14 protein-coding genes are annotated in these 17,478 nt (G+C 41.5%); 5 read left to right on the top strand and 9 right to left on the bottom strand.

The features are described 5' to 3' along the window. Window positions 1-14: 14 nt before the first annotated feature. From prfB to ACQRBH_RS09250, 8 genes are all read right to left on the bottom strand, one after another. Window positions 15-1,119, bottom strand: a protein-coding gene (gene prfB / locus ACQRBH_RS09285; RefSeq protein ID WP_420370566.1) for a peptide chain release factor 2 whose coding sequence is annotated in 2 segments (ribosomal slippage) — window positions 15-1,055 and window positions 1,057-1,119 — 1,104 coding nt in all. Because the reading frame shifts where the segments join, the coding sequence is not laid out codon by codon here. Window positions 1,120-1,133: 14 nt separating this feature from the next. Next, window positions 1,134-3,701, bottom strand: coding sequence for a preprotein translocase subunit SecA (secA, locus tag ACQRBH_RS09280; RefSeq protein WP_427761450.1), 2,568 nt, complete (start codon window positions 3,699-3,701; stop codon window positions 1,134-1,136). 101 nt (window positions 3,702-3,802) lie between these two features. Next, window positions 3,803-4,615, bottom strand: coding sequence for a phosphoribosylformimino-5-aminoimidazole carboxamide ribotide isomerase (gene hisA, locus ACQRBH_RS09275; RefSeq protein WP_427742833.1), 813 nt, complete (start codon window positions 4,613-4,615; stop codon window positions 3,803-3,805). A gap of 138 nt (window positions 4,616-4,753) precedes the next feature. Next, window positions 4,754-5,092 carry a hypothetical protein gene (locus tag ACQRBH_RS09270; RefSeq protein ID WP_235231710.1) on the bottom strand — a complete coding sequence of 113 codons (339 nt, stop codon included), beginning with the start codon at window positions 5,090-5,092 and terminating at the stop codon, window positions 4,754-4,756. A 111-nt stretch (window positions 5,093-5,203) separates the two neighbouring features. Then, on the bottom strand, window positions 5,204-7,156 hold the full coding sequence (locus ACQRBH_RS09265) for a fructose-1,6-bisphosphatase (RefSeq protein ID WP_427761449.1): 1,953 nt from the start codon (window positions 7,154-7,156) through the stop codon (window positions 5,204-5,206). Window positions 7,157-7,248: 92 nt separating this feature from the next. Then, window positions 7,249-8,007, bottom strand: a complete 759-nt coding sequence (gene dapB / locus ACQRBH_RS09260) for a 4-hydroxy-tetrahydrodipicolinate reductase (RefSeq protein WP_427761448.1) — start codon at window positions 8,005-8,007, stop codon at window positions 7,249-7,251. 16 nt (window positions 8,008-8,023) lie between these two features. Continuing rightward, complete coding sequence (gene dapA, locus ACQRBH_RS09255) at window positions 8,024-8,914, bottom strand: 4-hydroxy-tetrahydrodipicolinate synthase (RefSeq protein WP_427761447.1); 891 nt, start codon at window positions 8,912-8,914, stop codon at window positions 8,024-8,026. Window positions 8,915-8,998: 84 nt separating this feature from the next. Beyond that, window positions 8,999-9,628, bottom strand: a complete 630-nt coding sequence (locus ACQRBH_RS09250; protein ID WP_235231715.1) for a single-stranded DNA-binding protein — start codon at window positions 9,626-9,628, stop codon at window positions 8,999-9,001. A 197-nt stretch (window positions 9,629-9,825) separates the two neighbouring features. On the opposite strand from ACQRBH_RS09250, the gene typA reads away from it, so the two are divergent. The 4 genes from typA to hpf all read left to right on the top strand — a co-directional run bounded on the left by typA (window position 9,826) and on the right by hpf (window position 13,788). Beyond that, the gene (gene typA / locus ACQRBH_RS09245) at window positions 9,826-11,649 is read left to right on the top strand and encodes a translational GTPase TypA (RefSeq protein WP_427761446.1); all 1,824 of its coding nucleotides are present in this window, start codon (window positions 9,826-9,828) and stop codon (window positions 11,647-11,649) included. Continuing rightward, complete coding sequence (locus tag ACQRBH_RS09240) at window positions 11,649-12,554, top strand: phosphatase PAP2 family protein (protein ID WP_427761445.1); 906 nt, start codon at window positions 11,649-11,651, stop codon at window positions 12,552-12,554. The genes typA and ACQRBH_RS09240 overlap by 1 nt, the downstream gene beginning before the upstream one ends. Beyond that, on the top strand, window positions 12,539-13,150 hold the full coding sequence (locus tag ACQRBH_RS09235; RefSeq protein WP_235231719.1) for a transporter: 612 nt from the start codon (window positions 12,539-12,541) through the stop codon (window positions 13,148-13,150). The genes ACQRBH_RS09240 and ACQRBH_RS09235 overlap by 16 nt, the downstream gene beginning before the upstream one ends. A 101-nt stretch (window positions 13,151-13,251) precedes the next feature. Then, a complete protein-coding gene (gene hpf, locus ACQRBH_RS09230) occupies window positions 13,252-13,788 on the top strand; it encodes a ribosome hibernation-promoting factor, HPF/YfiA family (protein WP_235231721.1) in 537 nt (178 codons plus the stop codon). A gap of 286 nt (window positions 13,789-14,074) precedes the next feature. Here hpf and ACQRBH_RS09225 read toward each other — a convergent pair whose 3' ends face one another. Further along, window positions 14,075-14,740, bottom strand: coding sequence for a YigZ family protein (locus ACQRBH_RS09225; protein ID WP_427742840.1), 666 nt, complete (start codon window positions 14,738-14,740; stop codon window positions 14,075-14,077). Between the two features lie 153 nt (window positions 14,741-14,893). On the opposite strand from ACQRBH_RS09225, the gene ACQRBH_RS09220 reads away from it, so the two are divergent. Beyond that, window positions 14,894-17,413: a transglycosylase domain-containing protein gene (locus ACQRBH_RS09220; protein ID WP_427761444.1), complete on the top strand. Its 2,520-nt coding sequence runs from the start codon at window positions 14,894-14,896 to the stop codon at window positions 17,411-17,413. The last annotated feature ends 65 nt before the right edge of the window (window positions 17,414-17,478 follow it).

The raw sequence follows: 17,478 nt of genomic DNA, 5'->3' as shown, positions 1-17,478 counted from the left end.
TGTTCCTCCCTCAATTATCTTACAGTTTCTTTCAGATATGCATTTATGAATATATCAATATTGCCATCTAATACCGCATTCACATTGCTGCTCTCCACATTCGTTCTGTGATCTTTCACCAATGTGTATGGCTGCATAACATAAGAACGAATCTGATTGCCAAATCCAATTTCTTTTACTTCACCTCGGATATCTGATACTTTTTCTGCCTGTTCCTGCTCTTTCATGAGCTGAAGTTTTACCTTCAGCATCTGCATTGCTTTTTCTTTATTAAAATGCTGAGAACGTTCATTCTGGCATTGTACCACAATCCCTGTGGGAAGATGCGTGATTCGAATCGCAGAAGACGTCTTGTTGACATGCTGCCCACCCGCTCCGCTGGCACGATAGGTATCTATCTTCAGATCATCATCGGCAATCTCAATATCTATCTCATCTTCAATGTCTGGCACTACATCACAGGATGCAAAGGATGTCTGTCTTTTTCCAGCCGCATTGAATGGCGATATTCTCACAAGTCTGTGAACGCCTTTTTCCGACTTTAGATACCCGTAAGCATTTTCACCATTCACCTCGAATGTAACCGTCTTAATTCCTGTAATATCTCCATCCAGATAATCCAACACCTGAATCGTAAATCCTTTTCGTTCTGCCCAGCGGCTGTACATTCGATAGAGCATGCTGGCCCAGTCGCAGGATTCCGTTCCTCCGGCACCTGCATGAATCGTAAAAATTGCATTACAGGAATCATACTCACCAGACAACAATGTCTGAATCCGTAACGATTCGAACGCTTCTTCAAACTCCTGAATCTCTTTTTCAATCTCTTTTGGCATCGAAGGATCGTTTTCTTCATATGCCATCTCAATCAACAGATTGATATCATCATAAGAAGCATATAATTCGTGAATGATCTTTACCATATCCTGAAGACTTTTCAGTTCTTTCATAAATCGCTGAGACTCTTCTGGATTATCCCAGAACCCAGGTTCTTCTATCTTTCGTTCCAGTTCTTCTATCCGTCTTTCCTTGCCTTCCAGGTCAAAGTGAATCCCTCATCTCGGCAAGAGGCTCTTCATAGGCATTCATAACAACTTTAAACTGATCTAATTCAACCACTTTTTCACCTCTTTCTATTTTTTACGTCCACAACACTGCTTGTACTTCTTTCCACTTCCGCATGGACATGGATCATTCGGATATACTTTCTTCTCTGCACGCTTCTTAGGAGCACGAACAGTACTTTCATCCTTATTGGTTCCAGTTACCTTCGCTACCTGTTCTCTCTCTACCTTCTGTTCAATCTTCACATGGAACAGCGCGCGAATCGTATCTTCCGTGATACTCTTTGTCATATGATCGAACATGTCGTACCCAATCATCTTATATTCTACTTTTGGATCTCTCTGTCCATAGGCCTGAAGGCCGATTCCTTGACGCAGCTGATCCATATCGTCAATATGATCCATCCATTTTGCATCTATGACTTTAAGCAGAATAACACGTTCGATTTCACGAATATGCTCTGGTTCCGGGAATTCAGATTCCTTGGCTTCATATGCCTTTGTAGCACGCTCTTTCAAAAGATGCTTCAACTCTTTCTGGCTTATGTCTTTGACATCTTCTTCTGTAACAGGCGCCATCGGGATCGTATTATGAATGGTAAGATTTAACTCTGCAAGATTCCACTCATCATAATCCTGATCAGCACTGATGACCATATCTACAATATTCTCCACATAATCATTGATCATATGGAAGATAGAATCACGCATGTTCTCACCATCCAGAACACGTCGTCTCTCTTCATAGATGATCTCTCTCTGCTCATTCATGACCTGATCATATTCTAACAGATTCTTACGAATCCCAAAGTTATTGCTTTCTATCTTCTGCTGTGCTTTTTCAATTGCACTGGACAGCATCTTATGCTCAATCTGTTCTCCTTCTTCTACTCCCAGGGTGGTAAATACACTCATCAATCTTTCAGATCCGAACAGACGCATCAGATCATCTTCCAGCGAAATATAGAAACGGGACTCTCCCGGATCTCCCTGACGTCCGGAACGTCCGCGCAGCTGATTGTCAATTCGTCTGGATTCATGACGTTCCGTACCAATAATCTTCAATCCTCCAGCTTCTCTTGCTTCTTCATCCAGTTTAATATCTGTACCACGACCTGCCATGTTAGTTGCAATCGTTACAGCATCATGGACACCTGCCTGGGCAACGATCTCAGCTTCCATCTCATGGAACTTCGCATTCAACACGTTATGTTTAATGCCACGTCTTTTTAACATGCCACTCAATAATTCAGAATTCTCAATCGTAATGGTACCTACCAGTACAGGCTGATGCCTTGCATGTGCCTCTTCAATGGCATCACATACTGCCTTAAATTTTTCTTTTTGTGTCTTATATACCGCATCTTCAAGGTCTTTTCGAATAACCGGAACATTGGTTGGAATCTCAATAACATCCATGCCATAGATCTGACGGAATTCCTGTTCTTCTGTCAGAGCAGTACCAGTCATACCTGCCTTCTTGGCGAATTTATTAAACAGATTCTGGAAAGTAATGGTCGCCAGAGTCTTGCTTTCTCTTCTTACTTTTACATGTTCTTTTGCTTCAATCGCCTGATGAAGTCCGTCGGAATAACGACGTCCCGGCATTATACGTCCGGTAAACTCATCTACGATCAGAACTTCGTCATCTTTTACTACATAATCCTTATCTCTGAACATCAGGTTATGAGCGCGAAGTGCAAGAATAATATTGTGCTGAATCTCAAGATTTTCCGGATCAGCAAGGTTATCAATATGGAAGAACTGCTCAACCTTCTTCACACCATCTTCTGTCAGGTTGATATTCTTCTCCTTTTCATTAACGATAAAATCGCCTGTTTCTTCAATATCTTCTCCCATGATGGCATTCATCTTGGTGAACTCTCCGCTTGCCTCGCCACGTTCCAGCTGACGTGCCAGAATATCACATGCATCATAGAGCCTAGTAGATTTTCCACTCTGTCCTGATATGATCAACGGAGTCCTGGCTTCATCGATCAACACAGAGTCTACTTCATCGATAATGGCATACTTCAATCCCCTCTGTACCAGTTGTTCCTTGTAAATGACCATATTATCTCTCAGATAATCAAAACCAAGCTCATTGTTCGTGACATATGTGATATCGCAATTATAAGCAGCACGGCGTTCATCATTATCCATGCCATTCAATACAACACCTACGGTAAGGCCAAGAAATTCATGTACTTTTCCCATCCATTCCGCATCACGCTTTGCCAGATAATCGTTGACAGTGACAATATTTACACCTTCGCCGGTCAACGCATTCAGATATGCCGGCAATGTCGATACCAGAGTCTTTCCTTCACCGGTCTTCATCTCCGCGATACGTCCCTGATGAAGAATAATACCTCCGATCAACTGTACGCGGTAATGCTTCATACCAAGAGAACGGTAAGCAGCTTCTCTTACGACTGCAAACGCTTCCGGAAGGATATCATCCAATGTCTTTCCGCCTGCAAGCCTTTCTTTAAATTCTCTGGTCTTATCTTTTAATTCGTTGTCCGAAAGCTTCTGCATCTCTGGCTCCAGCGCCTCGATTGCATCCACAATTGGATAGATTCTCTTTAACTCATTTTCACTATGTGTTCCGAAAATTTTCTGTATTAAACCCATATTGACTTAATGCTCCTTGTCATTCATTTGGTCATAATATGACCACTCTATCCCTCATTCTAACACTATCTATATTTCAATTCAACAAATTCATAAAGTATTTACAAACTGTTAATTTTCCCGCAACTCTCTTCGGATGCCTGACAGCTAAAGTGCTTCAACGTCTGATAAGGGATCTTCCCTCCAAACAGATCCAACGCGCTTCCAATGGTAAAGTCCAGTTTCCCCTGGGAAATCGTCTGAAAATGCTTCAGATCCTCCAGGCTTCCGATTCCACCTGCATATGTGATGGGGATCTGATCTTGGCTGCATAAGATCGCAATCAGTTCCTCTTCCACGCCGGAAGCTTTTCCTTCTACGTCTACTCCATGTACCAGAAATTCATCACAATATTCTGCGATTCTATATAACACTTCCGGATCCAGTTTTACCTGTGTAAATGTCTGCCATCGGTTTGTCACTATATAATATTCCCCGTCCCTTTTCCGGCAACTCAGATCAATGACAACATGCTCTTTTCCGACAGTTCTGCGTAAGCTATCCATTCGGTCCCATCGGATGATTCCATCCTGGAATACATAAGAAGTCACAATGACATGACTTGCACCTGCACCGATATATTCTTCTGCATTCTCAGAAGTAATGCCTCCGCCAATCTGAAGTCCTCCAGGATATGCCTCCAATGCCTTCAGAGCCTGTACTTTTGTCTGTTCATAGTATTGGGAAGACGGCGGATTCAGAAGAATCACATGTCCACCTTTTAATCCATCCTTTCGGTACAAACGTGCAAAATAATCCGCATCCTGAACAGCGGAAAAATTCTCAACCGCCTGATCGTTTTCATCCGTCAGGCTACCGCCTACGATCTGTTTTACTTTTCCATTGTGTATGTCAATACATGGTCTGAATCTCATACTTATGTATCTCCTCGCAAATATCATTCTTATCGTGATATTTTATCACACTAAAGCAAAAAAAACTATATATGATCATAAAATCTCTGATTTTAGCAAATCAGCAGGGCACATTACATGTCCTGCTGATTGAATACACTATCGCTTTTCTGTTGTATTATTATTGACATTGTCGTTTGTGTTATTGACATTGTCATTCGTATTGTTTCCGTTTTCGTTGGTTCCATTTCCATTCAGCGCATCTCCCACATCATCTACACCGTCACGGATATCATCACCAATCTCATCGGCAACTCCATTATTATTGTTATCATACGTGGTACCATCTGTTGCACCGTTGGTCGTATTGTTCTGATCTGTCGCTGCGTTGTTATTTGCCGCATTATCATCTGCGTTTCCATTGCTGCCACATGCAGTTATTCCCATCATCACTCCAGTGCACATAAGAATCAATACTAATTTTTTGAACTGTTTCATGTCTTAATCTCCCTTTCATGTATATTCATCTATAATCAAGTATTACTTGTTGCTAGTAATATTTGCAAATCATAGAATTCTATACTTGTTTGTGACTGGGATATTTTTACATTATAAACGTTCTGCAATTTTACCACTTCGATAAGCTTCCAACAGACACTCCAGATCTTCAATCTGTTCCTTCAGATCTTTTCCGACATCTGTATCCCCTACCAGTTTCCGTTCCAATACTCTTTTTACGACAATACTGTCTGAATGAATATCACTTTCCTTTTCAATTGCCGCCTCGGTTGACTCGAACGGCTCATGAGCCGCAAGAATCAGACCATAAGAATTATAGATCAGTGTATATCCGGCAATTCCGGTTTCTTTTTGGTATGCCCTGGAAAATCCTCCGTCAATGACCAGCACTTTACCGCCACATTTGATCGGACTCTCTCCATTCTTCGTCTTCACCGGCACATGTCCGTTAATAATATGTCTGCATTCATTCTGGAGTCCGAATTCATCCATGATCCTATCCACAACTTTTTCATTCTCTAACAGACAATAATATGGATTCTTCTTCTCTTTATGTGTCTCTTTTTCCGCAAGGAAATATCGTTCAAAGGTTGCCATCTTATCCTTGCCGAATAACGGAGAATTTTCACTCAGCCAGATATACCACATCATATCCTTACCGCGTTCCTTTTCTTTGCCATCCAGCGCATAGAATCCTTTGCGGACATAGCTTTCCAGAACCTCATACAAACCTTTTCCTTTATAGGAATGCCCATAGATACGAACATTTTTCAAGCTGCCATCTTCATTCAGAGGAACACATCCATGATACAGAAGATTGTTATTATATACTTTATATAATCCACCTTTATTCAACAGGAACCTCATATGGCGCTGTAACTTTTCACAATTCAGGAAAGCCCGCTCCAGTCTTTCCATAATATCTTCTTCTTCTTTCGTCAGCGCATAAGGTTTCTTCGGATCAATCGTCGGGAAATTCTTGTCCAGAAGTTCATATGTCTTACCATCCAATTCAATCGTTCCAGCTTCATAATCAATATGATGCAAAAGATTTCTCTGTTCCATCTTAAATCCCGGATTCTTCTTGATAATCTGTCCTTCCACTTTGAACTGAATGATTGAAATTGCCTTATGCATCTTGATATTCATCAGTTTCTCTCCTGGTGTATGTCCGGAATCAGCCTTCAGCTGGAAACATTCGCACGGATCATCCTTATATACATTCAGTGCAAAGGTTGCAAGCGGAAGCAGATTGATTCCATATGCATCTTCCAGAATGTCCAGATTTCCATATCTCGCACAGATACGGATCACATTGGCAATACAGCCTCTCTGTCCTGCTGCAGCTCCCATCCACAATACATCATGATTTCCCCATTGAATATCAATAGAGTGATACTCCATTAATTTATCCATGATAATATGTGGTCCTGGACCTCTGTCGAAAATATCCCCAACAATATGCAGATGATCCACCGTTAACCGCTGAATCAGTTCGCTCAAAGCAATAATAAATTCTTCTGCTCTTCCTATTCTGATAATCGTACTTACGATTGCATTGTAATAAGATTCCTTATCGCTGATATCCGCCTTTTCCGTAATCAATTCTTCAATTACATAAGCAAAATCTGCCGGCAATGCTTTTCTGACTTTTGACCGGGTATATTTACTTGCCGCACATTTGCAGATCTCAATCAACCGATACAGAGTAATCTTATACCAGTCTTCCATGTTCTCTTCTTCCTTCTTGATCCGATCCATCTTTTCTTTCGGATAATAAATAAGAGTAGCAAGGGTCTGTTTATCCCTGCTACTCATAGTATTCCCGAATACATCGTCGATTTTACGGCGCACGGAACCAGAGCCATTCTTCAATACATGAGAAAATGCCTCATATTCCCCATGAATATCCGTAAGAAAATGCTCTGTGCCTTTCGGCAAATTCAGAATCGCCTGTAAGTTAATAATCTCTGTCGACGCTTTAGCGATGGTTGGATAAAGTTGAGAAAGTCTTTCTAAATAACGTACCTCTAACTCTTTCATAAAATCCTCCATTTTGCTCGCTTCGCTCGCTAGAAAACCAAAACCTCTCCATGTGGGTTACCCGTTCCCAGTAAATTTATAATACAGTTCCTCTAGAACTGAATTACATCGGACATATCGTATCTTCCAGCTGGTTTTCCAGCAAGGAATTTGGCTGCTTCAACTGCACCTTTTCCAAACACAGCTTTTGAATAAGCAGTATGTTTGAATTCGATAACTTCATCAGCCCCTGCGTAGATCACTTCATGATCCCCGACAATTGTTCCGCCACGAACAGCCGAGATCCCTATCTCTTTCTGATCACGCTTCTTGCGCACCTGACTTCTGTCATACACATAAGTATATTCATTATTCATTGATTCATTAATAGAATCAGCCAGTGCAAGTGCGGTTCCACTCGGTGCATCCAGTTTCTGGTTATGATGCTTTTCCACCAGTTCAATATCAAATCCTGCCGGTGCCAGTACTTTCGTTGCATCTTTTAAAAGTTTCATAAGCAGATTGATCCCCAGCGACATATTCGCCGACTTCAAAACTGCAACCTTTTTGGACGCTTCTTCTACTTTTGCAAGCTGTTCCTCAGACAGTCCGGTCGTACATAAAACTACCGGTATCTGCTTCTTCACACAATAATCAAGAAGCTCATCTGCAGCTGCTGCATTGGAAAAATCAATGACAACATCTGCTTTTACATCACATTTTTCAATGCTGTCAAATACCGGATAATCATTAGCAAGACCGGTATATGTATCAATTCCTGCCACAAATTCTATTGCTTCATCTGCTTTGACAAGGCCCGTGATCACCTGCCCCATTCTGCCATTGCATCCATGCATAATTGCGCGTATCATCTTCAGTCCTCCTGCCTTATGCCAATTGAATTCCAAAATCCTGCATCGCCTGTGCCAAAGCCTTCTCATGCTCTGGAGTCAGTTCTGTCAATGGCATACGAAGCGGTCCACAATCCTTACCCATCAATGCCATTGCTTTTTTAACCGGAATCGGATTTACTTCACAGAATAACTGTTCAATCAACGGAATTGCCTTTAACTGAAGTGCTGCGCTTCCTGCCACATCCCCTTCAAAGAACTTTGCACAGATATCATGTGTCTCCTGTGGTGCAACATTAGAGAGAACAGAAATGACACCTTTTGCCCCAAGAGAAAGTAACGGTACGATCTGGTCATCATTTCCAGAATACAGATCAATGTTGCCATCTGTCAGAGACATGATCTTTGCCACCTGTGATATATTACCGGAAGCTTCTTTTACTCCTACGATATTGTCAACATTTTTTACGAGTTCTGCCACCGTTGCCGGTTCAATATTACAACCAGTTCTGCTGGCAACACTATACATGATAATCGGAGTTTTTACCTCTTTTGCCACAGCCGTATAGTGAGCAATCAATCCTGCCTGAGTTGCCTTATTGTAATAAGGTGTTACAAGCAAAAGACCATCTGCTCCATGTTCTGCCGCATCCTTAGACAATTCAATTGCTGTTCTTGTGCAGTTAGAACCTGTTCCCGCAATCACCGGAATTCTTCCTTTTGCTCTTTCAATCGTGAATCTGACACACTCTGCATGTTCCTCTTCTGTCATAGTAGCAGACTCTCCGGTCGTTCCGCAGATAACAATGCTGTCTGTTCCATTCGCGCAGTGATAATCAATTAATTCATCCAGTTTATCATAATTAATACTTTCATCTTCATTAAATGGTGTGACGATTGCCACGCCGGCACCTGTAAAAATAGACATAGTAATCCTCCTGACTTTCATAATAATCTATTGAAATTCTACCATCAATCAAATATGATGTCAATGAAAGTCTCTGCCGGATTCTTAATCTTCCAGACATTCCAGCTTGCTGACAGATACTTCATATGCCGTTCTTTTCTCAGTCTCTGTCTCCGTCAGTTTCTTAATATATTCCCTACTCTGAATCCGTCCAATAATCTGAACATGCTCACCAACTTCAAAAGCCGAAGCAAATCTTGCATTTCTTCCCCAACAAATGCATGGTATGTAATCTGATTTGCCATATGGCCGGTTGACAGCCAGCAACAGGTCTGCAATCTCTCTTCCAAGTGGTGTCTTTCGATACACTGGCAATTTACAGATATAGCCATCCAGAAAAATATTATTCGTCTTTGCTCCATCCAGTTCCTCATCAATAAATTCTGCTTCTCTTACAAACACCGACAGAACCAGACGGTTCTTTTGTTCATCATGTCTGTTATAAGAGCGGAACTGTCCACTAACCATAATGAATTCTCCCGTATAATCCTGCGTCACATCAATCAGGCGTTCTGAGATCATAAGCGGAATCCGGTCTTCCGAATTACTGAGACGTTTTACATTAACATCCACCATATAAAAGCCCTCTCCGTACACCTCATGGCTGAATGTAAAAGGTGATGCAATCTCTCCCATAATCGTTACCTGGTTGTTTTCAATAATCTTATCTGACATAATTTTACAATCTCCCTTCCTCTGAATCGTATTTTGAGTTGTCAAGCATCCTGCGAAAATTCCCATAGTTTTGCAGGGTCATTACATAGTCTATGAAGGGAGTTACTATTTTAGAACTAAAATACTTGTAAATTTTTCGAAATGTGATAAACTAATAAAGTTGCATATATTAATAGGTAGAGAAAAGGAAGATTGGTATGAATACAAAACGTGAAGATGTACGTAATATAGCCATTATCGCCCATGTCGACCATGGTAAAACAACATTAGTAGATGAACTTTTAAAACAAAGCGGTGTATTCCGAGAAAACCAGGAAGTAGAAGAGCGCGTCATGGACTCTAACGATATTGAAAGAGAACGTGGAATTACGATTCTTTCCAAGAACACTGCCGTATATTATAAAAACACAAAAATCAACATCATTGACACCCCTGGACATGCTGACTTCGGCGGCGAAGTAGAACGTGTCTTAAAAATGGTAAATGGTGTTGTTCTGGTAGTTGATGCTTTTGAAGGTGCCATGCCGCAGACCAAATTCGTACTGCGCAAGGCTCTGGAATTAGATCTGCCAGTAATCGTTTGTATCAACAAGATTGACCGTCCAGAAGCAAGACCCGATGAAGTTATTGACGAGGTCTTAGAATTATTCATGGATCTTGATGCTTCTGATGAACAACTTGACTGTCCTTTCGTCTATGCATCTGCTAAAGCAGGTGTTGCTGTATTGGATCTGACCGATGAAGAGCGTGACATGAAGCCTCTCTTCGAGACCATTTTAAGTTACATTCCTGCACCGGAAGGAGATCCTGATGCAGACACACAAGTACTGATCAGCACCATTGATTATAACGAATATGTAGGTCGTATCGGCGTCGGAAAAGTAGATAACGGTACGATCAGAGTTGGTATGGATGCCATTGTTGTAAATGAACATGATCCAGAACGTCAGGAAAAAGTCCGTATCAGCAAACTATATGAATTTGACGGTCTGAATAAAGTAGAGGTAAAGGAGGCTACGATTGGATCTATTGTTGCTATTTCTGGAATCTCCGACATTTCTATCGGAGATACGATCTGTTCTCCTGAAAATCCAAAAGCAATTCCTTTTCAGAAGATTTCAGAACCTACAATCGCAATGCAATTTATTGTAAATGACAGTCCATTTGCAGGTCTGGAAGGAAAATATGTGACTTCCCGCCACTTACGTGACCGTCTGTTCCGAGAATTAAACACAGATGTCAGCCTTCGAGTTGAAGAAATGGACAACACCGACAGCTTTAAAGTATCTGGACGTGGCGAGCTGCATCTGTCTGTATTAATCGAAAATATGCGCCGTGAAGGATACGAATTTGCAGTCAGCAAGGCTGAGGTTCTGTATAAAAAAGATGAGAACGGTAAATTACTAGAACCTATGGAGGCAGCTTACATTGATGTCCCAGATGAATTCACCGGTACTGTCATCGATAAACTCAGTCAAAGAAAAGGTGAATTGCAGAATATGGGAACCTCCAATGGTGGTTATACCCGTCTGGAATTCCGAATTCCAGCCCGTGGATTGATTGGTTACCGCGGTGAATTTTTAACAGATACCAAAGGAAATGGTATTATGAATACAGCTTTTGATGGATATGCTCCATATAAAGGTGATATTCAGTATCGTAAACAAGGTTCTCTGATTGCTTATGAGACCGGAGAATCTGTCACTTATGGATTATTCAGTGCTCAGGAACGTGGTGTCCTTTTTATCGGACCTGGAGAAAAAGTATATTCCGGTATGGTTATCGGAGAAAATGCAAAGACCGATGATATCGAAGTCAATGTATGTAAGACCAAACATCTTACCAACACTCGTTCTTCCAGTGCAGACGAAGCCCTTCGCCTGACACCGCCAAAAATCCTCAGTCTGGAAGAAGCACTTGACTTTATTGATACCGATGAATTACTGGAAGTAACTCCAAAAACCCTTAGAATCCGCAAAAAAATCTTAGATCCTAAGATGAGAAAACGAGGAAATAAATAATGACATTTTTATGGCTGTTGGAAGGAATTCGCACTCCTTTCTTAGATAAATTGATGCAACTAATCACTTATTTTGGCCAGGAACTGATTATCATAGCGGTTATCTGCGTACTTTACTGGTGCGCGGATAAGCGCTTTGCTTATCTCCTGGGATTTACGTATTTTACTGCCGGCTTGTGTGTTCAATCCCTGAAAATCACTTTCCGTATCCCAAGGCCCTGGATTCTGGATCCAGATTTTACAGCTGTAAAGAGCGCCGTCCCAGGCGCGACCGGATATTCTTTTCCAAGCGGTCACACACAAGGAGCCACCTGTCTGTTTTTTCCACTGGCTTTAAAGGCTCAAAATATTTGGTGCAAAATTCTCTGCATCCTTGCCTTTTTGTCTATCGGTTTTTCCAGAATGTATCTGGGATGCCACACACCAAAGGATGTATTGGTATCCATGCTGATTTCTATTCTGGTATCTCTAGTTATCTGGAAACTTCAGACATTTTTACTGGATGATTCACGTTATCTGAAACAGATTGCCAGCATTCTGGCACTTTTGTCATTTGCCGTGGCTGCCTATGCTCTTGTCCTGAAAAGCAATGGAACAATTGAGACAAAATACGCCACAGACTGCTGTAAAGCCGCCGGTGCAGGCCTTGGATTCGCCATTGGCTGGTACATTGAACGGACAAAAATGAATTTCGATACACATACCGGAAATATCGTCACACAGATTCTGAAGCTAATCATTGGACTGATCATTGCACTTTTGATTAAAGAGGGCTTTTCCATGATCTTTGGAAGTTCCATCTTGGCAAAAATGGCAGAATATTTTATACTGGTTTTATGGGTACTTGTTATCTATCCATTTATATTCAGTAAAATATTAAGGAGAAATGTATGCAGCAATATATAGCTAATTTTTTGAAACGAATAACTGAAATCCTGGAATTCTTTATTTCCATTATGCTGGCCATCGGAATCGTTCTTTTATGTATCCGAATGGCTGCTTCCTTAGGTAATATTCCTGATCTCAGTATCTGGCCGAACTATGACGATCTTCTTGAAACCTGCTTCAACCTTATCATCGGTGTTGAGCTGATTCGAATGATGTACTATCATACTCCCAACACTGTATTTGAAGTATTGCTTTTCGCAATTGCCCGTCAGATTATCATTGATCACTCTTCCATCTGGGGAAGCCTGATTGGTGTATGTGCAATTGCAGTATTGTTTGCCACACGAAAGTTCCTTTTCTGTGAATTTGATATATCTGAGGCCACCATTTTTCGGGCAAGCACAAAAGTATCCTCTATTAATAAGCTCTTAAATATCCACATCCCTTATAAGGAACATGAGACCTTGCTCGATGTGACCATGCAGAAGCTAGAGGAGACCGAGACAGGATGTCATGTCGGAGCATGTGTCTATTTTGCAAATGTCGGTCTTCGTATTGCCAAAGTACATGATGGAAAAATTTCAAGAATTGAAGTAATACGTGCTATACATTAGTCTTCAAACGTGTTATACTACATATATCAGATAGATTACTTGTCTTGCCGTAAATTGTCAGACTAATCTTCTGAAATTATGTCGAAAAGGAGTTGGACAGCATGAAGTTTATCATTATTGGGAAAAACATCGATGTAACACCTGGTTTAAGAGAATCCGTTGAAAGCAAATTAGGTAAACTAGAGAGGTATTTTACTTCTGACACGGAGATTCACGTAACATTGAGCATCCAGAAAGAGCGTCAGAAAATCGAGGTAACCATCCCTGTAAAGGGTGACATTATCCGTTCTGAGCAGGAAAGCAATGATATGTATGTTTCTATTGATCTGGTAGAGGAGGTCATCGAACGCCAGCTTCGCAAATATAAAAACAAATTGATTGCAAGACATCAGGAAGGCGGCAATTTCAAACAGGAATTTATTGACGCAGAAGACACTGCAGAGGATGAAAACGAGATTAAGATCGTACGTACGAAAAAGTTTGGATTCAAACCAATGTATCCAGAAGATGCATGTGTACAGATGGAACTTCTCGGACATGACTTCTACGTATTCTGCAATGCAGAAACAGATGAAGTCAACGTAGTCTACAAAAGAAAAAATGGAACCTACGGCTTAATCGAACCAGAATTTTCATAAAGCTACAAGCAATAAACAAAATACAGAAAAAGGTACCAGAGCATTTATGTTCTGGTACCTTTTTTTGTATTTTTTCATGGCGACAGCCATGACTGAGATGCAACGCAGTGGCATCTCGGTTTATTGCGTTCTCCTCACTTTGCTCTCTTTTCATGGCGACAGCCATGACTGAGATGCAACGCAGTGGCATCTCGGTTTATTGCGTTCCTCTCATTTTGCTCTCTTTTCATGGCGACAGCCATGACTGAGATGCAACGCAGTGGCATCTCGGTTTATTGCGTTCCTCTCATTTTTCCAGGATTTCCAGGACTTGCACAGTCCCATCTATATTGGCAAAATAACAAAACTCTCCCTCTTGCATCACGGCCTGTCCATTAGTTCCTTCTGTAATCTCCGCCTTCACTGCCACAAGCTCATTTTCCGGAATCAACGCTTCTAATTCCACTTTATCTGTATATACCGAATCCAGAATCTGAAGCCCTCTCTGCCCTAAAATATATTGAATTTTCCCTAATCCAGTATAATCTGTTGAAATACAAAGTTTAACTCCCAGAATTTTGGTTATAATCACAGATGAGGCTAAGCCTTGTTTGGTTGCAGCTGAATATGCACGGACCAGCCCTCCGGTTCCCAGTAATGTCCCTCCAAAATACCTCGTTACTACCACGGCGACATTATGAATCTCCTCTCCAAGCAGAACCTCCAACATGGGTTTCCCCGCCGTACCGCTGGGCTCTCCGTCATCACTGCACCGCTGAAGTTCATTGCGTTCTCCGATCACATAAGCAAAGCAATGATGTCTGGCATCCCAGTATTTTTTTCTGATTGATTCAATAAATGCCAATACTTCTTCTTCTGATCCAGCCGGAATTACCGTCGCAATAAACCGTGATTTTTTCTCCACGATTTCTCCCTCTCCGCCTTGATATACCGCCTTATATTCTGATAACATATCGTCTTCCTTTCACACCTAATACATAATCCTCATCTATTACTATACCTAATTTCTTAAGATTTTCCTACTGAAATATGAACTTTTCATTTTTTTCTTTATTAACGATTGGTTATTTGGTATAATAACGGGGTATGAAGGAGGCCTAAATGCATGAATTATGGTAAGAAAAAAGCTTCGCAAAAGCAAAAAAAGATAACGTCCAAATCTACCATGCAGGGGAAAAGAATAGGCGTACGGCTTTTTAAAGCATTTCTTCTCTGCCTGGTAGTCGTATCGGTCGTCGGGGTCATTGGAGTTGGCGTATTTGTCAAAAAGATCATTGATGATACCCCCCAAGTCTCACCCGAAGATGTAAAACCGAAAGGATTCACTACCTTCGTGTATGCGGATGACGGTACAACAGAGATCGAACGTTTCGTATCTTCCGGTTCAAACCGTGTATACGAATCTATTGATGAAATACCTGTCGATCTGCAGCATGCCTTTGTTGCAATCGAAGATGAACGTTTTTATGAGCACAATGGTATTGACCTTCAAGGTATTGCCCGTGCTGCAGTAATTGGAATTACTTCCGGTGATTTTTCCCAGGGTGCAAGTACCATTACACAGCAGCTGATAAAAAATAATGTATTTACTAATTTCATGGACGAGCAGACATTCTATGACAAGCTGCAGCGTAAGATCCAGGAACAGTATCTGGCATTACAGATTGAAAAGCAGATGGACAAAGATACCATCATGGAAAGCTACCTGAACACAATCAACCTTGGTCAGAACTGTCTGGGTGTACAGGCTGCTGCCAAGCGATATTTCAATAAAGATGTCAGCGAATTAACCTTATCGGAATGTGCCGTAATTGCCGGTATCACTCAGAATCCTACTGGCTACAACCCAATTACAAACCCAGAAGATAATTCAAAGCGTAGAGATAAAGTACTGAAGAATATGTTGGAGCAAGGATATATAGATCAGGCTGCTTATGATGAAGCTAAAGCAGATGATGTCTATTCCCGAATCCAGACGGTAAATAGCGCTGCTCAGGACGAAAATCCATATAGCTATTTTGTAGACGCCCTGACAGAACAAGTGATTGACGATTTAAAAACACAGCTTGGATATACAGAAACACAGGCTTACAACGCTGTATACAGCGGAGGTCTCAGCATCTACTCTACTCAGAACAGAGAAATCCAACAGATCTGTGATGAGGAAATGAATAATGATGCAAACTATCCCGGACTAAAAGAATATGGACTGGATTATGCACTTACTGTTACCAGAGCTGATGGAAGTGTGGAAAACTACAGTTCCGGTCATATCAAACAATATGTGAAGAATACGTACGGAAAAGAACAGGGACTTCTCTATTCCAGTGAAGAAGAAGCACGTGCTATGATTGAAGAATGGAAGTCAACCATTGCTCAGGAAGGCGATACTTACGATGAAGTCGTTAATATTTCTCCTCAGCCTCAGGCTTCTGTTACTATTATTGATCAGTCTACCGGACAGATCAAAGCTATGGTCGGAGGCCGCGGTGAGAAATCAACCAGCCTGGGCTTGAATCGTGCTTACAAAGGTTCCAAACGTCAGCCTGGTTCTTGTTTTAAGATACTTGCTGCTTATGCTCCTGCTTTAGATTCTTGCGGCAAGACGTTAGCTACCGTTATCAAAGATGAGCCTTATACTTTAAAAGGCGGCCAGGTGCTTAGAAATGCCAATGGGCGTTACGGTGGAGACACAACGATCCGCAAGGCTATTACATGGTCTATCAACGTATGCGCAGTTAAGCTTAGTGATGAGATCACACAGGAACTTGGATTTGAATATTGTGAAAAATTCGGTATTTCTACTCTGGTAAAGAGCAAGGAAATCAATGGCGATATCTACAGCGACATTACACAGACACTTGCACTTGGCGGTCTTACAGAAGGTGTCTACAATTATGAAATGTGTGCCGCATATGCTACAATTGCCAATGGCGGTGTCTATCATACACCTACTTTATATACTAAGATTCTTGATCACGATGGTAACGTACTGCTGGAAGGAACCGGCGAAACTCGTACAGTAATCAAAGACAGTACCGCCGCACTTTTGACCAGTGCTATGCAGGATGTAGTTAATTCCGGTACCGGTACTGCCTGCCAGTTACCAAACATGCCAGTTGCAGGAAAAACAGGTACTACAACCTCTAACAAGGACTTATGGTTCTGTGGATTTACCCCATATTATACTTGCGCTGTATGGGGTGGTTATGACGATAATAAGGAATGTAGTTATGATACAAATTTCCGTTTCCGAATCTGGAAAAGCATTATGAGTAGAGTTCATGCAAATCTAGAGACTAAAGAATTTACAATGCCTGCTTCCGTTCAACAGAAAACCATATGTTCTATCTCCGGTCTATTAGCAGTATCCGGAAATTGTCCTGGTATCACTGAGTACTTTGCAACGGATACACTGCCAACGGAAAGCTGTCCAGGCCATGTAGCGGAAGAACCGAAAGAAGAGGGAACCGAAGAGAATGGTGACAATACCGAGACAGATCCAGGAACGACTCCGACAACTCCAACCGACCCAGGCGGTGGCGGTGGTGACACCCCAACAACTCCGACCGATCCAGGCGGTGGCGGCGGAGACACTGGTGGTGGTGAAGCTCCTCTCCAATAGGCGATAATTCTGAAATTATAAAACAGCAGAATCAAAATCTTGATTCTGCTGTTTTAATTCATATC

Origin of the sequence: Bariatricus sp. SGI.161 (assembly GCF_050313695.1) — a bacterium.
Lineage (GTDB): Bacteria > Bacillota > Clostridia > Lachnospirales > Lachnospiraceae > JAFBIX01.
Note: the sequence above shows the minus strand (reverse complement) of the source record. Positions and strands in the feature narration are given on the sequence as shown.